This window comes from Comamonas humi (assembly GCF_054782535.1).
This window is the reverse complement of the sequence record NZ_BAAGSH010000019.1, coordinates 420,498-435,186: the sequence shown is the minus strand read 5'-3', so window position 1 is coordinate 435,186 and position 14,689 is coordinate 420,498. Positions and strand designations below refer to the sequence as shown.

Here is a 14,689-nt window from a genome sequence, read left to right as displayed (position 1 = left end):
ACAGCGTCAAAGTCACTCCTAGTATTCGCCCATCGCAGTCACCCATGCGTCATGGGTCGGCTGTCACCAGAACACTGTGCTGAGGAGACGACGGCATGTCCATGACGTTCCCCAAACTGCTGCTGCAACACGCCGCCGGTCGCCCCCATGCGCCCGCGCTGCGCGAGAAGGAATACGGCATCTGGCAGACCTATACCTGGGGCGAACTGCAGGCCCTGGTGTCGCAGCTCGCGGCCGGCTTGCACCAGGCGGGCCTGGCGCGTGGCGAGCACCTGGTGCTGATGAGCGGCAACCGCCCGCGCATCTATGCGGCCATGCTGGCCGCGCAGTCCATCGGCGCCATTCCCGTGCCGCTGTACCAAGACGCGGTGGCGGCCGAATGCATCTTCCCGCTGAACAATGCCGAGGTGCGCTTCTGCGTGGTCGAAGACCAGGAGCAGGTCGACAAGCTGCTGGAGCTGCGCGAGCCCTGCCCGCTGCTGGCCCACATCTACTATGACGATCCGCGCGGCCTGCGCAACTACGAGGAGCCGGGCCTCGCCGCGCTGGACGAGCTGGTGGAGGCCGGCAAGGCCTTCATCGCCGCCCACCCCGGCTGGTTCGAGGCCCAGGTCGAGGCCACGCAGGAGCGCGACGTGGCGGCCATGTTCTTCACCTCGGGCACCACCGGCAACCCCAAGGGCGTGGTGCACACGCACAGCTCGCTGCTGGAAAGCGCCAGCGCCGGCGCCGAGTTCGAGAAGCTCGGCAACGAAGAGGAAGTGCTGGCCTACCTGCCGCCCGCCTGGATCGGGCAGAACATCTTCAGCTACTCGCAGTGGCTGGCCTGCGGCTACGTGGTGAACTGCCCCGAATCGAGCAGCACCGTGAGCATCGACCTCAAGGAGGTCGGCCCCACCTACTACTTCGCACCGCCGCGCATCTTCGAAGGCCTGCTCACCAGCGTGATGATCCGCATGGAAGACGCGGGCGCGCTCAAGCGCAGGATGTTCCACCACTTCATGGACGTGGCCCGCCGCGTGGGCCCGCAGCTCACCGACGGCAAGGCCGTGGGCTTCCTCGATCACCTGCAGTACCGGCTGGGCAACTGGTTCGTATATGGCCCGCTGCGCAACAGCATGGGCTTTTCCCGGGTGCGCGTGGCCTACACCGCGGGCGAGGCCATCGGCCCCGACCTGTTCACCTTCTATCGCTCGATCGGCATCAACCTCAAGCAGCTCTACGGCTCTACCGAGACCGCCGTGTTCGTCTGCATCCAGCCCGACAACCAGGTCTATGCCGACACCGTGGGCAACCCCATCCGCGGCGTGGAGCTGAAGATGGCCGACAACGGCGAGATCCTGGTCAAGTCCCGGGGCCTGCTCAAGGAGTACTACAAGAACCCCAAGGCCACGGCCGAGGTGCTGACCGAGGACGGCTGGTACCGCACCAGCGACGCGGGCTTCATCGACCAGTCGGGCCAGCTCAAGATCATCGACCGCGTGAAGGATGTGGGGCGCCTCTCGGGCGGCGCGCACGATGGCGCCATGTTCGCGCCCAAGTACGTGGAGAACAAGCTCAAGTTCTTCCCCTTCATCAAGGAGGCGGTGGCGCTGGGCGATGGCCGCGAGAAGGTCTGCACGATGATCAACATCGACTTCGAGGCCGTGGGCAACTGGGCCGAGCGCCAGAACCTGCCCTATGCCGGCTACACCGACCTGGCCGCCAAGTCCGAGGTGTATGCGCTCATCAAGGACTGCGTGGAGAAGGTCAACGCCGACCTCGCCGCCGACCCCATGCTCGCGGGCTGCCAGGTCACGCGCTTTCTGGTGCTGCACAAGGAGCTCGATGCCGACGATGGCGAGCTGACCCGTACCAACAAGGTGCGCCGCGGCTTCATCGCCGACAAGTATGGCGTGCTGGTCGAGGCGCTGTACGCCGGCCGCAGCGAGCAGTTCATCGAGACCCAGGTGAAGTTCGAGGACGGCCGCACCGGAAGCGTGAGCGCCACGCTGAAGATCCTCGACTCCAAGACCTTCGCCCCCGTCAAAACCGCCGCCTGAGAGGAAACGCCCATGAGCAAAAAAATCGGCGACGTGGTTCTGGACATCCAGAACATCAGCCTGCGCTTCGGCGGCGTGAAGGCGCTGACCGACATCTCGTTCAACGTGCGCGAGCACGAGATCCGCTCCATCATCGGCCCCAACGGCGCCGGCAAGAGCTCCATGCTCAACTGCATCAACGGCGTGTACACGCCGCAGGAGGGCTCCATCACCTTCCGCGGCCAGACCTTCAGCCACATGAACAGCCGCCAGGTGGCCGAGATGGGCGTGGCCCGCACCTTCCAGAACCTGGCGCTGTTCAAGGGCATGAGCGTGATCGACAACATCATGTCGGGACGCAACCTCAAGATCAAGAGCAACATCCTGCTGCAGGCGCTGCGCATCGGCCCGGCGCAGCGCGAGGAGATGCGCCACCGCGAGTTCGTCGAGCACATCGTCGACTTCCTCGAGATCCAGGCGCACCGCAAGACCCCCGTGGGCCAGCTGCCCTACGGCCTGCAAAAGCGCGTGGACCTGGGCCGGGCGCTGGCGATGGAGCCGCAGGTGCTGCTGCTGGACGAGCCCATGGCCGGCATGAACGTGGAGGAGAAGCAGGACATGTGCCGCTTCATCCTCGATGTGAACGACGAGTTCGGCACCACCATCGTGCTGATTGAGCACGACATGGGCGTGGTGATGGACATCAGCGACCGCGTGGTCGTGCTCGACTACGGCAAGAAGATCGGCGACGGCGCACCCGACGAGGTGCGCAGCAACCCGGACGTGATCCGGGCCTACCTGGGCTCCAGCCACTGAGGGGATCAACCATGGCATTCTTTCTCGAAACGCTGTTCGGCGGCCTGATGGTGGGCACGCTGTATGCGCTGATCGCGCTGGGCTTCGTGCTGATCTTCAAGGCCTCGGGCGTGTTCAACTTCGCGCAGGGCGCGATGGTGCTGTTCGCGGCGCTGGCCATGGCCCGCTTCTCGGAATGGATTCCGAAGTGGCTGGGCATGGAGCCGGGCGTTGTCACCATCGTGCTGGCGCTGGCCGTGGCCATGGCGGTGATGGTCGTGGTCGCCTGGCTGATCGAAAAACTCGCGCTGCGCCACCTGGTGAACCAGGAGCCGATCACGCTGCTGATGGCCACGCTGGGCATCGCCTACTTCCTCGACGGCCTGGGCCCGCTGATCTTCGGCAGCTCGGTCTACAGCATCAACGTGGGCATGCCCAAGGACCCGACCTTCGTGCTGGACAGCGTGTTCCAGGGCGGCGTGCTGATCAGCCTTGAAGACCTGTACTCGGCCTGCATCGCCGCGGTGCTGGTGACCGGCCTGTCGATCTTCTTCCAGAAGACCAAGACCGGCCGTGCGCTGCGCGCCGTGGCCGACGACCACCAGGCCGCGCAGTCCATCGGCATCCCGCTGTCGCGCATCTGGGTGATCGTGTGGTCGGTGGCCGGCGGCGTGGCGCTGGTGGTGGGCATCATCTGGGGCTCCAAGCTGGGCGTGCAGTACTCGCTGTCGCTGGTGGCGCTCAAGGCGCTGCCGGTGGTGATCCTGGGCGGCCTGACCTCGGTGCCCGGCGCCATCGTCGGCGGCCTGATCATCGGCGTGGGCGAGAAGCTGTCCGAGGTCTACCTCGGCCCCATGGTGGGCGGCGGCATCGAGACCTGGTTCGCCTACGGCCTGGCACTGTGCTTCCTGCTGTTCAGGCCGCAGGGATTGTTTGGTGACAAGATCATTGATCGCGTATGAAATACGAGAGCAAGGATTTTGCAAAGTCGGCGCCGTATTCGCGCCGCGAATACGGTGAGTGCGGCGCTCAGGCGCACTCTGCGGCCAAGGGCCGCGCCCACGACTACAAGATCATTGATCGCGTCTGAGCCGGAAGGAACAAGAACATGTTTTATCGTGAAAACGGCCAGTTCAAGACCAGCTACGCGGCCGACCAGCAGATCTTCCCGGTGCTGCAGGACCGCATCGCCATCATCGCCATCCTGGCGCTGGCCTTCGTGGCCGTGCCGCTGGTGGCCAGCGACTACTTCTTCCAGGCGGTGCTGATTCCGTTCCTCATCATGTCGCTGGGCGCCATCGGCCTCAATATCCTGGTGGGCTACTGCGGCCAGATCTCGCTGGGCACCGGCGCCTTCATGGCCGCCGGCGCCTATGCGGCCTACAACTTCCATGTGCGCTTCGAGGGCATGCCGCTCTTGCTGTCGCTGATCGGCGGCGGCCTGGTGGCCATGGTGGTGGGCGTGCTCTTCGGCCTGCCGTCGCTGCGCATCCGCGGCCTGTACCTGGCCGTGGCCACGCTGGCGGCGCAGTTCTTCATGGACTGGATCACCAGCCGCGCGGCCTGGGTGACCAACAACTCCTCGTCGGGCTCGGTGAGCGCGGGCAAGCTCTCGGTGCTGGGCTGGACGGTGGACACGCCGGTGGAGAAGTACCTGCTGTGCCTGGGCATCCTCTGCGTGCTGGGCCTGCTGGCCAAGAACCTGGTGCGCGGCGCCATGGGCCGCGAGTGGATGGCCATGCGCGACATGGACGTGGCCGCCAGCGTGATCGGCATCCGCCCCATGTACGCCAAGCTCTCGGCCTTTGCCGTCAGCAGCTTCATCGTCGGCATCGCCGGCGCGCTGTGGGGCTTCGTGCACCTGGGCGCGTGGGAGCCGGCGGCCTTCAGCCTGGACCGCTCGTTCCAGCTGCTGTTCATGATCATCATCGGCGGCCTGGGCTCGATCGCCGGCAGCATCTTTGGTGCGGCCTTCTTCGTGCTGCTGCCCATCTTTCTGACCCAGGTACCGCACTGGCTGGGCCTGCCCATCTCGGCCGGCACCGCCACCTACCTGGAGCACATGGTGTTCGGCGCGCTGATCGTGTTCTTCCTGATCGTCGAGCCGCACGGCCTGGCCAAGCTGTGGGCCACGGCCCGCCAGAAGCTGCGCCTGTGGCCCTTCCCCCACTGATTCGCATTGATCCGTTTTCAACCACCGCAGAGTGTTTTTTCAGGGTAGCCAATCCCATAACCCAAGGAGATAGAACCATGTCTTTCAAGCAAGCTGTGATCGCAGCGGCCACCGCCGCACTGGGCATGGGTGCCCTGGTCGCCTCGCCGGCCGCGCAGGCCCAGGAGCAGTTCGTGCCGCTGCTGGTGTACCGCACCGGCCAGTTCGCGCCGCTGGGCATTCCATGGGGGGATGGCAAGCAGGACTACCTCAAGTTGGTCAACGCCAAGGGCGGCATCAACGGCGTGAAGATCGCCTACGAAGAGTGCGAAACGGCCTACGACACGGCCAAGGGCGTGGAGTGCTACGAGCGCTTCAAGGTCAAGCCCGGCGTCTCCAGCTTCGACACGCAATCGACCGGCATCACCTTCGCGGTGAGCGCCAAGGCCGCCGGCGACAAGATGCCCGTGGTCACGCCGGGCTACGGCCTGTCGCAGTCGGCCGACGGCCGCGCCTTCGAGTGGAACTTCCCGCTGCTGGGCAACTACTGGACCGCCGCCGACTCGATGATCCAGGACATCCTGAAGAAGGAGAAGGGCAACCTCAAGGGCAAGAAGATCGCGCTGGTCTACCACGACTCGCCGTACGGCAAGGAGCCCATCCCGCTGCTGCAGAAGCGCGCCGCCAAGGACGGCTTCGAGCTGCTGCTGCTGCCGGTGACCGCGCCGGGCGTGGAGCAGAAGTCCACCTGGCTGCAGATCCGCCAGAACCGCCCCGACTACGTGCTGCTGTGGTCCGCTGGCGTGATGACGCCCACGGCCGTGCGCGAGGCCCAGGCCACCGGCTACCCGCGCGAGAAGATGTACGCCATCTGGTGGGCCGGCTCGGACCATGACGTGAAGGACATCGGCGCCGGCGCCAAGGGCTACAACACCGTCACCATCCACAACACCGCCGACCGCGACAAGGTGCACGACGAGGTCAAGGCCATGCTGTACGACAAGGGCCAGGGCACGGCCTCGGACGCCAAGGAGCTGGGCGCGCTGGCGCACACCCGCGGCATGATGATCGCGATGCTGCAGGTCGAGGCCATCCGCGCCGCGCAGGAGAAGTTCGGCAAGGGCAAGGTCATGACCAGCGAGCAGGTGCGCTGGGGCCTGGAGAACCTGAACCTCACGCAGGAGCGCCTGAACGAGCTGGGCTTCGGCAAGATCCTGCGCCCGTTCAAGACCAGCTGCGAGAACCACCTGGGCGCCGACTGGTCGCGCATCGCGCAGTGGGACGGCAGCAAGTTCACCCCCGTCTCCGACTGGTACCAGGCCGACAAGGGCCTGCTCGACCCGCTGGTCAAGGAGTACGGAGAGAAGTACGCCAAGGAAAAGAACCTGCCCATCCGCAGCTGCAACTGACTGCAAAAACCATAGCTGATAGCGCTCGTCTTGCAATAGTTTCAAATACAAAATTCTTTGAAACCATTGCATGATGAGCGCCAGAAGCTCCCAATCCAATAGCAAACGGTGAGGCCATGAGCACATCCACCCCCGCATCCACCGCCGCGCCGCTGCTCGTGGTCAACGGCATCGAGGTCATCTACAACCACGTGATCCTGGTGCTCAAGGGCGTATCGCTCACCGTGCCGCAAGGCGGCATCGTCGCCATCCTCGGCGGCAACGGCGCGGGCAAGACCACCACGCTGCGCGCCATCTCCAACCTGCTCAAGGGCGAGCGCGGCGAGGTCACCAAGGGCAGCATCGAGTTCGACGGCGAGCGCATCGAGAACCTCTCGCCGGCCGAGCTGGTCAAGCGCGGCGTGGTCCAGGTCATGGAAGGGCGCCACTGCTTCGCGCACCTGACCATCGAGGAGAACCTGCTGACCGGCAGCTACACCCGCACCGACAAGGGCGAGATCGCCGCCAACCTCGACAAGGTCTACAACTACTTTCCGCGCCTCAAGACCCGGCGCACCAGCCAGGCCGCCTACACCTCGGGCGGCGAGCAGCAGATGTGCGCCATCGGCCGCGCGCTGATGAGCAACCCGCGCATGGTGCTGCTGGACGAGCCCTCGATGGGCCTGGCGCCGCAGATCGTCGAGGAGGTGTTCAACATCGTGCAGGACCTGAACCAGAAGGAGAAGGTCACCTTCGTGCTGGCCGAGCAGAACACCAACATGGCGCTGAAGTACGCGGACTACGGCTACATCATGGAGAGCGGCCGCATCATGATGGACGGCGCGGCTTGCGAGCTGGCGAGCAACGAGGATGTGAAGGAGTTCTACCTCGGCGTGGGCGGCGGCGAGCGCAAGAGCTTCAAGGATGTGAAGAGCTACAAGCGGCGCAAGCGCTGGCTGGCTTGATATTCATTTGATAGCTGGTGGCGCTTGCTGGGTCTACGCTGTGGGCTGTTTTCATTTAAATGCATCGACTTTCATGTTTGTTGTGAGTTTGCTTGCAGAGGCCGGGTCTCGCCCCGGCGGGCGACCTACTTTCTTGCGCGTGCAAGAAAGTAGGCAAAGAACACGCCCCGACTGTCTGCGGCCCCAACGCCAAGGCGTTGGGGCAACCTGTGGCGTGACGTTTGCGGGGTGCGCCGCAGAACTCTCTGCGCGCCAGAGGCGCTCCGTTCGGACAACCGCGGCGAGTCAGATAACGAAGCATGCGCGCTCCGACGCGCATGCCACCCCGCAAACGCCACGCCACAGGCGCAGCCAGAAGGGGTGGGCACACCATACGGGCCGTCGCTTCGCTCGGCCCGGCCTCTGCCAAAAAATTCATAACCGCAACCCGCAGGAGCACCTCGCATGAGCCCCTTCTACGACCCCCTCGAAACCCGCGCCCCCGCCGAGCGCGAGGCCGACCTGCTCGCCCGCCTACCCGCGCAGATCGCCCATGCCCAGCAGCACTCGGCCGCGTTCGCCGAGATCCTGCGCGGCGTGGATGCCGCCGCCGTCACCAGCCGCGAGGCGCTGGCCCGGCTGCCGGTCACGCGCAAGTCCGAGCTGCTCGAACGCCAGAAGGCCGAGCGCCGCCGGCACCCGTTCGGCGGCTTCAACACCCAGGGCTTTGGCCGCGCCATGGGGCGCGTGTTCGCCAGCCCCGGCCCCATCTACGAGCCCGAGGGCACGCGCGCCGACTACTGGCGCATGGCACGGGCCATCTATGCGGCGGGTTTTCGGCCCGGCGAGCTGATCCACAACAGCTTCAGCTACCACTTCGTGCCCGCCGGCGCGATGATGGAGAACGGCGCCCATGCGCTGGGCGCCACCGTGTTCCCGGCCGGCACCGGCCAGACCGAGCAGCAGGTGCAGGCCATGGCCGATCTGCAGCCCGCTGGCTACATCGGCACGCCGAGCTTCCTGAAGATCCTGGTCGAGAAGGCCGCCGAGATGCAGGTGCCGCTGCCGTCGCTCACCAAGGCCCTGGTCAGCGCCGAGGCCTTTCCGCCGTCGCTGCGCGACTGGCTGGCCGAGCGCGGCGTGCAGGGCTACCAGTGCTATGCCACGGCCGACCTGGGCCTGATCGCCTACGAGACCGCGGCGCGCGAGGGTCTGGTGCTCGATGAGAACGTCATCGTCGAGATCGTGCGCCCCGGCACGGGCGATCCGGTGCCCGAGGGCGAGGTCGGCGAGCTGGTGGTCACCAGCTTCAACACCGACTACCCGCTGGTCCGCTTTGGCACCGGCGACCTGTCGGCCGTGCTGCCCGGCCCCTGCCCCACCGGCCGCACCAATACCCGCATCAAGGGCTGGATGGGCCGCGCCGACCAGACCACCAAGGTGCGCGGCATGTTCGTCCATCCCTCGCAGGTGGCCGAGATCGCCCGGCGCTTTCCGCAGGTGCTGCGCGCTCGCCTGGTCGTCACCGGCGCCATGGCGAGCGACGCGATGACGCTGAAGGTCGAGACGCGCGAGATCGCCGCAGGCCTCGCCGAGCAGATCGCCGGCGTGGCGCGCGAGGTGACCAAGCTGCGCGCCGAGGTCCAGCTGCTCAACCCCGGCGAGCTGCCCAACGACGGCAAGGTGATCGAGGACGCCCGCAGCTACGACTGAGGCATGCGCCTGCGCCGCCATGCAGCCCTCTCCGACAGGGCGCGGGCGCGATGCGGCGCAGCATGGAGACTTCTGATCGTATCGCTGCAGGGCAGCGCTGAAAGGAGTCCCGACATGCCACGAGGTGACAAGTCCGCCTACACCGACAAGCAAAAGCGCCAGGCGGAACACATCGAGGAGAGCTACGAAAAGCGCGGCGTGGACCACGACGAGGCCGAGGCCCGCGCCTGGGCCACGGTCAACAAGCAGTCCGGCGGGGGCAACCTGTCGGGCTCGGGCCGAGGCGTGCCCGACAACACCCAGTCCGCGCGCAAGGGCGGCCGGCTGGGCGGCAAGGCCTCGGCCCAGCGCTCGGCCGCCGAGCGCTCCGCATCGGCCAAAAAGGCCGCCGCCACCCGCAAGCGCAATGCCGAGGCCCGGCGCCGGCAGGAGGAGTCGGCATGAGCCCACTGCCCTGCACCGCAGGCGCCCACGCGCCGCAGCCGATTCCAGACGATGGCGGCCAGCCTACACCGCCGCCCGGCAAGCCAGCCAAGCCGCGCCCCATCGATCCGCCCGACCACTCGCCGCCGATGGAGCTGCCGCCGCCCAAGGGGCTGCCGATCGGGCGCTAGCGCAAGCTCGCAGGAATCAGGGCGCCGGCCTTTTCTGGCCCAGCGGCCGGCCGTCCTTGCCGCGGGCATCGGTGTCGGGCAGGCCGCGCTTCGCATCCTTGTAGGCCCGCTGCATCTCGGGGTGCTCGGCGCCGCCGGTCATGTCGGTGGACTGGTCGTGCTCGTGCGGCAGCTTGGCGTTCGGCCCGGCATCGCCGGGCTGCTGTTTGGCGGGGGTGCTCACCCGCGTTTCCGGGGTGTGGGTGGAAGGGGGTTGGTGGGTCTTGCTCATGGAGCCTCCTGGGCTGCGGAGGCGGCAGCGGTGCAACGCGCCAGGAATGGCGGGAGCGGCTGCCGCGCTCCTAGGGATAGGTGTTACAGCCATTGTCGGCGCCGCGCCGGTCCACCCTTGTAGTCCAGGCGGCTGCCTGCCTGTGGAGATTTGGTCCGCCTCCCGCCAGCAACCCGGTCAATGTCAAATATTGCCCAGTCCTCGGGGGTTTCCTGGTGCCGGCCCATGGCAATCCGCTATAGCATGCACCCCTTTGATACCCTGGAGAAACCGATCCATGAAAAAGCTCATGCACTGGACCGTGATCGCGGCCGCTGCCATGGCCGCCACCGGCGCACAGGCTGATGACGCCTACCCGTCCAAGCCCATCACCATCATCGTTCCGTTCACCGCCGGCGGCCCGACCGACCGCGTGGCCCGCGACCTGGCCGAATCGCTGCGCAAGCCGCTGGGCGCCAAGACCACCATCGTGATCGACAACGCCGCCGGCGCCGGCAGCTCCATCGGCATCGCCAAGGCCGCGCGTGCCCAGCCCGACGGCTACACGCTGCTGATCAACCACATCGGCATGGCCACCGTGCCCAACATGTACCGCAAGCTGTCGTTCGACGTGCTCAAGGACTTCGAGTACCTGGGCATCATCAACGACGTGCCGATGACCCTGGTGGGCAAGCCCGCGCTGGCGGCCAACAACTACAAGGAACTGGCGGAGTGGATCTCGGCCAACAAGAGCAAGGTGAACATGGCGAACGCCGGCATCGGCTCGGCCTCGCACCTGTGCGGCCTGCTGTTCCAGAGCACCATCAAAACCGAGATGACCACCGTGCCCTACAAGGGCGCGGCACCGGCCATCGCCGACCTGATGGGCAACCAGGTGGACCTGCTGTGCGACCAGACCACCAACACCACCAGCCAGATCGAGGGCAAGAAGGTCAAGGCCTACGCGGTGACCACCAAGCAGCGCCTGAGCACCCCGTCGCTCAAGAGCCTGCCCACGCTGGACGAAGCCGGCCTCAAGGGCTTTGAAGTGACCATCTGGCACGGCATGTATGCGCCCAAGGGCACGCCGCCCGCGGTGCTCAAGAAGATCAACGACGCGCTGAAGGTCGCGCTGAAAGACCCCGAGTTCATCAAGAAGTCGGAGCAGCTGTCCGCCGTGGTCGCCAACGACAAGCGTGTCGATCCGGCCGGCCACAAGGCCTTCGTCGAGGCCGAGATCAACAAGTGGGGCCCGATCATCAAGGCCGCCGGCGCCTACGCCGATTGATATCGATTTGATAGCTGCTTGCGCTTATCCCCATTGCGCCAGCAGCCTATTTGATGCAAAAGACTGCCGCGGCAGTCTTTTTTTCCCCCGCAACGAGAACAACCCAAGGAGACCGCCATGCCCCATCTGCCACCCCACTCCCCCATGTCGCGCCGCCAGTGGCTGGCCGGCGGCGGCGCGCTGGCCCTGTCGGGCGTGCTGCCGGGCACGCAGATCCTGGCCCAGGCGCAGGACGCCTGGCCCACGCGGGCGATCCGCTTCGTCGTGCCGTTTGCGCCGGGCGGCAGCTCCGAGATCGTGGCCCGCTCCACGGCCGCCGAGCTGACCAAGACCCTGGGCCAGAGCGTGTTCGTGGACAACAAGCCCGGCGCGGCCGGCAACATCGCCATGCAGGAAGTGGCCCGCGCCGACGACCAGAGCACGGTGATCCTCGGCCACATCGGCACGCTGGCGGTCAACCCCTACATCTTCGACAAGCTGCCCTACGACGCGAACAAGGACTTCCAGCCCGTGAGCCTGCTGGCCAAGGTGCCCAGCCTGTACGTGGTCCACCCCGACCTGCCGGTCAAGAACCTGCGCGAGCTGGTGGCGCTGGCCAAGTCCAAGCCCGGCAAGCTCAGCTACGGCTCGGCCGGCAACGGCAGCGCCGGCCACCTGGCGTTCGAGTACCTGAAGATGACGGCCGAGATCTTCATGCTGCACGTACCCTACCGCGGCACCGGCCCGATGATGACCGACCTGCTCTCGGGCCGGCTCGATGCCGCCTCGGTCGGCGCCGCCGCGCTGCTGCCCTTCATCAAGTCGGGCAAGGTGCGCTGCATCGCCACCGGCTCGACCAAGCGCCTGCCGCAGCTGCCCGACGTGCCCACCGTGGCCGAGCAGGGCTACCCCGGCTTCGAGATGACGCAGTGGTACGGCATGCTGGCGCCGTCCAGCATGGCCAAGGCCCATGTGGACAAGCTCGCCGCCGAGTGCGCCAAGGCCGTTAAGGCGCCCGATGCGCTCAAGCGCCTGCAGGGCGATGCGGCCGAGCCCATCGGCAGCACGCCACAGCAGTTCGCGCAGTTCATCGCCACCGAGCAAGGGCGCTGGCAGAAGGTGCTCAAGCGCGCCCAGGTCAAGCCGGACTGAGTTCCCTGGCTCCATAAAAAAACGACTGCCTCAGCAGTCGTTTTTCAATGGGGCGCGTCCCCGCGGCTCACACGCCCCAGGTCACGTCGGAGCCCTCGGCCGCGCTGCGCTGCAGCATGTCGATGAAGGGCACGGCCCGCTGCTTCAGGCCCACCAGTACATCGATCACATCGTCATCGTCCTCGCTGGGCTTGGCATGCTTGACGTGCACCACATCCACGGCCTGCTCGCCGGCGGCCTCGCGCGCCATGGCGGCCTTCAGTGCGTCGACGGCGCCGGGGATCTGTTCCACGGTGATGATGCCCTGCCTGGCATGGGAGTCCTTGCCGATGATGTGCAGGATCTGCCGCCCGTCCGCCTCGAGCAGGATGACATTGGCAGTGGCACGGGACGAAAACTTGTAGAGCATGAGACCTCCTAAGCAGCTGGTTCAACGATACATGTAGGCTCTGGTGAACGGATATTCTGATTGTGCCCCAGGCATCGTACCTGCAAGCATAGACCCATCGAGCGATGTCGCCAACATCTGGTGCAGCGCCACCCAGCCGTGCTCGAATCCGGTGGCGCAGCCCGCCAGGTACAGGCGGTAGGCGCGCAAGGTCTTCTCGGCCCGCTCGGGGTCGCCCTTGCGCTGCAGCACGGCCCGCGCCTCGGGCAGGCGGGCCTCCAGCGCGTCCGACCAGGCCCACAGCGTCTTCGCGTAGTGCGGGCGCAGGTTCTCCGTGTCCACCATCTCCAGGCCGGCGTGGGCCATCTCCTGCAGCACGGCGCTCACATGGATCAGCTCGCCGCCGGGGAAGATGTATTTCTCGATGAACTCGCCCATGCCCGCGCCCAGCTGTTCGTTCTCGGTGCCGCCGGCGGTGATGCCGTGGTTCATCAGCAGGCCGCCGGGCTTGAGCAGTTGTCGGATGGTGCCGAAGTAGTCGAGCATGTGCGCCTTGCCCACGTGCTCGAACATGCCGACCGAGGCGATCTTGTCGAAGGGCTGGTCGACCTCCAGGTTGCGATAGTCCAGCAGCAGCATGCGCACCCGCCCCGACAGGCCCTTGTGCTCGATCAGGCGCTGCACATGCGCGTGCTGGTTCTTCGACAGCGTGATGCCGGTGGCCTGCACGCCGTAGTGCTCGGCTGCCCACAGCAGCAGGCCGCCCCAGCCCGCGCCCACGTCGAGGAAGCGCTCGCCGCTGGCCAGCCGCAGCTTGCGGCAGATCAGGTCGAGCTTGGCCTCCTGCGCCTGCGCCAGGTCCAGGCCGGGCTCGGCATAGTAGGCGCACGAATAGACGCGGCGCGGATCCAGCCACAGCGCGTAGAAGTCGTCGGACACGTCGTAGTGGAACTGGATCTGCTCGGCGTCCTTGGTCAGCGTGTGCAGCGCGGCGGAGCGCGAGCGCGCCAGCAGCCGGCTCCACCAGGTGGAGCGCGCATGCACCGGGTCGGAGGGCATCAGCGCCACGGCGGCGGCCATGGTGTCGCGCATGCTGCCGTCGATCTCGATCTGCCCCTCGACGATGGCACTGCCCACCACGCCCACATCGCCGGCCGCCAGCGCGGCCAGTGCCGCGGCGCTGCGGCAGTGCAGGCGCACCCGGGCATCCTGCCGGGGGCCGACCCAGTCGCCGCCAGGCAGCTCCAATGCCAGCGGAACCGGCAAGGCGGCCAGCTTGGCTTCCAGTTTCGTCTGCAACATATTCATAGGCAGCCATTGTGTGCAGGCCGGCGCCGGCGTCAATGGAAGTTGTCTGACACGGCAACACCCGGCTGTCGCCTGAGAGCGGCTTCTAGGCCAGCTTCGCCAGCGCCTGGAACAGCGCCTGCCGCGACTGGCTGACGGCGATGCCCTTCCAGGTGTCGGGGTGCAGCGGCTCGGCGGACGGGGGATTGGCCGCATCCAGCGCCAGGCTGGCACAGGTGGCCCGGGGGCAGGCCTGCTCGGCCGCCTGCTGCAGCGCCTCGTCCGCCCGGCCGATGGCGATGCAGTGCACCGCGTCGGCGTAGGCGGCCTGCTCGCGCAGCACGGCGCGCATCGTGGCCACGCTCCAGCCATTGGCAGCGGTGCACCAGGGCGCATGGACGTAGAGCACGGCCACGCCGGCGGCGCTGGCCCGCGAGCGCCAATCCCCGTCGTTCAGCGCAAACGCCAGCACGCCGCTGCCGGTCAGGCAGCCGGCGTTCGTCAGCACCAGCAGCCGCGTGGCATTCCTCGGGCCGTCGAGTGCCACGTCCATCGCCACCGCGTCGCCGTCCGGCGTCAGCACCGGGCTGGAGTGCGACTCCAGCACCAGGCCGCCGATGACCGCGGCCTCCAGGAATTGCCTGCGCGCCTGCACATAGGTGGGCGCAAAGCTTTCAGCAACCGACAACATGCCTGGCTCCCTGCAAGCTCGATGGAT

Annotated in this window: 16 protein-coding genes; 12 read left to right on the top strand and 4 right to left on the bottom strand. The window is 66.8% G+C overall.

The features are described 5' to 3' along the window. Positions 1–95 precede the first annotated feature (95 nt). From ACYVKR_RS22175 to ACYVKR_RS22130, 10 genes are all read left to right on the top strand, one after another. Complete coding sequence (locus tag ACYVKR_RS22175; RefSeq protein WP_460483149.1) at positions 96–2,042, top strand: AMP-dependent synthetase/ligase; 1,947 nt, start codon at positions 96–98, stop codon at positions 2,040–2,042. Positions 2,043–2,054: 12 nt separating this feature from the next. Further along, positions 2,055–2,837 carry an ABC transporter ATP-binding protein gene (locus tag ACYVKR_RS22170; RefSeq protein WP_460483148.1) on the top strand — a complete coding sequence of 261 codons (783 nt, stop codon included), beginning with the start codon at positions 2,055–2,057 and terminating at the stop codon, positions 2,835–2,837. An 11-nt stretch (positions 2,838–2,848) separates the two neighbouring features. Continuing rightward, positions 2,849–3,778 carry a branched-chain amino acid ABC transporter permease gene (locus tag ACYVKR_RS22165; protein WP_460483147.1) on the top strand — a complete coding sequence of 310 codons (930 nt, stop codon included), beginning with the start codon at positions 2,849–2,851 and terminating at the stop codon, positions 3,776–3,778. Beyond that, the gene (locus ACYVKR_RS22160) at positions 3,775–3,906 is read left to right on the top strand and encodes a hypothetical protein (protein WP_460483146.1); all 132 of its coding nucleotides are present in this window, start codon (positions 3,775–3,777) and stop codon (positions 3,904–3,906) included. The genes ACYVKR_RS22165 and ACYVKR_RS22160 overlap by 4 nt, the downstream gene beginning before the upstream one ends. 18 nt (positions 3,907–3,924) lie before the next feature. Further along, a complete protein-coding gene (locus ACYVKR_RS22155; protein ID WP_460483145.1) occupies positions 3,925–4,989 on the top strand; it encodes a branched-chain amino acid ABC transporter permease in 1,065 nt (354 codons plus the stop codon). A gap of 77 nt (positions 4,990–5,066) precedes the next feature. Then, positions 5,067–6,377, top strand: coding sequence for an ABC transporter substrate-binding protein (locus ACYVKR_RS22150; protein WP_460483144.1), 1,311 nt, complete (start codon positions 5,067–5,069; stop codon positions 6,375–6,377). Positions 6,378–6,493: 116 nt separating this feature from the next. Continuing rightward, positions 6,494–7,321: an ABC transporter ATP-binding protein gene (locus tag ACYVKR_RS22145; RefSeq protein ID WP_460483143.1), complete on the top strand. Its 828-nt coding sequence runs from the start codon at positions 6,494–6,496 to the stop codon at positions 7,319–7,321. A 444-nt stretch (positions 7,322–7,765) separates the two neighbouring features. Beyond that, entirely contained in the window at positions 7,766–9,013 is a 1,248-nt protein-coding gene (locus tag ACYVKR_RS22140; RefSeq protein WP_460483142.1) for a phenylacetate--CoA ligase family protein, read from the top strand. A 114-nt stretch (positions 9,014–9,127) separates the two neighbouring features. Next, entirely contained in the window at positions 9,128–9,457 is a 330-nt protein-coding gene (locus ACYVKR_RS22135) for a plasmid stabilization protein (RefSeq protein ID WP_460483141.1), read from the top strand. Then, a complete protein-coding gene (locus tag ACYVKR_RS22130; RefSeq protein ID WP_460483140.1) occupies positions 9,454–9,627 on the top strand; it encodes a hypothetical protein in 174 nt (57 codons plus the stop codon). Before ACYVKR_RS22135 ends, ACYVKR_RS22130 begins: the two co-directional genes overlap by 4 nt. Before the next feature lie 16 nt (positions 9,628–9,643). Here the strand turns inward: ACYVKR_RS22130 and ACYVKR_RS22125 are convergent, their stop codons facing one another. Beyond that, on the bottom strand, positions 9,644–9,898 hold the full coding sequence (locus tag ACYVKR_RS22125) for a hypothetical protein (protein WP_460483139.1): 255 nt from the start codon (positions 9,896–9,898) through the stop codon (positions 9,644–9,646). Positions 9,899–10,175: 277 nt separating this feature from the next. Between ACYVKR_RS22125 and ACYVKR_RS22120 the strand changes: the two genes are divergently transcribed. Both ACYVKR_RS22120 and ACYVKR_RS22115 read left to right on the top strand, forming a co-directional pair. Beyond that, positions 10,176–11,165: a type 2 periplasmic-binding domain-containing protein gene (locus tag ACYVKR_RS22120; protein WP_460483138.1), complete on the top strand. Its 990-nt coding sequence runs from the start codon at positions 10,176–10,178 to the stop codon at positions 11,163–11,165. 117 nt (positions 11,166–11,282) lie between these two features. Further along, a complete protein-coding gene (locus ACYVKR_RS22115; protein ID WP_460483137.1) occupies positions 11,283–12,296 on the top strand; it encodes a Bug family tripartite tricarboxylate transporter substrate binding protein in 1,014 nt (337 codons plus the stop codon). 67 nt (positions 12,297–12,363) lie between these two features. Here the strand turns inward: ACYVKR_RS22115 and ACYVKR_RS22110 are convergent, their stop codons facing one another. The 3 genes from ACYVKR_RS22110 to ACYVKR_RS22100 all read right to left on the bottom strand — a co-directional run bounded on the left by ACYVKR_RS22110 (position 12,364) and on the right by ACYVKR_RS22100 (position 14,662). After that, positions 12,364–12,705 (bottom strand): DUF1840 domain-containing protein, encoded by a 342-nt coding sequence (locus ACYVKR_RS22110; RefSeq protein WP_460483136.1) that lies wholly within the window; start codon positions 12,703–12,705, stop codon positions 12,364–12,366. 21 nt (positions 12,706–12,726) lie between these two features. Beyond that, on the bottom strand, positions 12,727–13,992 hold the full coding sequence (locus ACYVKR_RS22105) for a class I SAM-dependent methyltransferase (RefSeq protein WP_460483135.1): 1,266 nt from the start codon (positions 13,990–13,992) through the stop codon (positions 12,727–12,729). Between the two features lie 85 nt (positions 13,993–14,077). After that, on the bottom strand, positions 14,078–14,662 hold the full coding sequence (locus ACYVKR_RS22100; RefSeq protein ID WP_460483134.1) for a M14 family metallopeptidase: 585 nt from the start codon (positions 14,660–14,662) through the stop codon (positions 14,078–14,080). Positions 14,663–14,689: the final 27 nt, after the last annotated feature.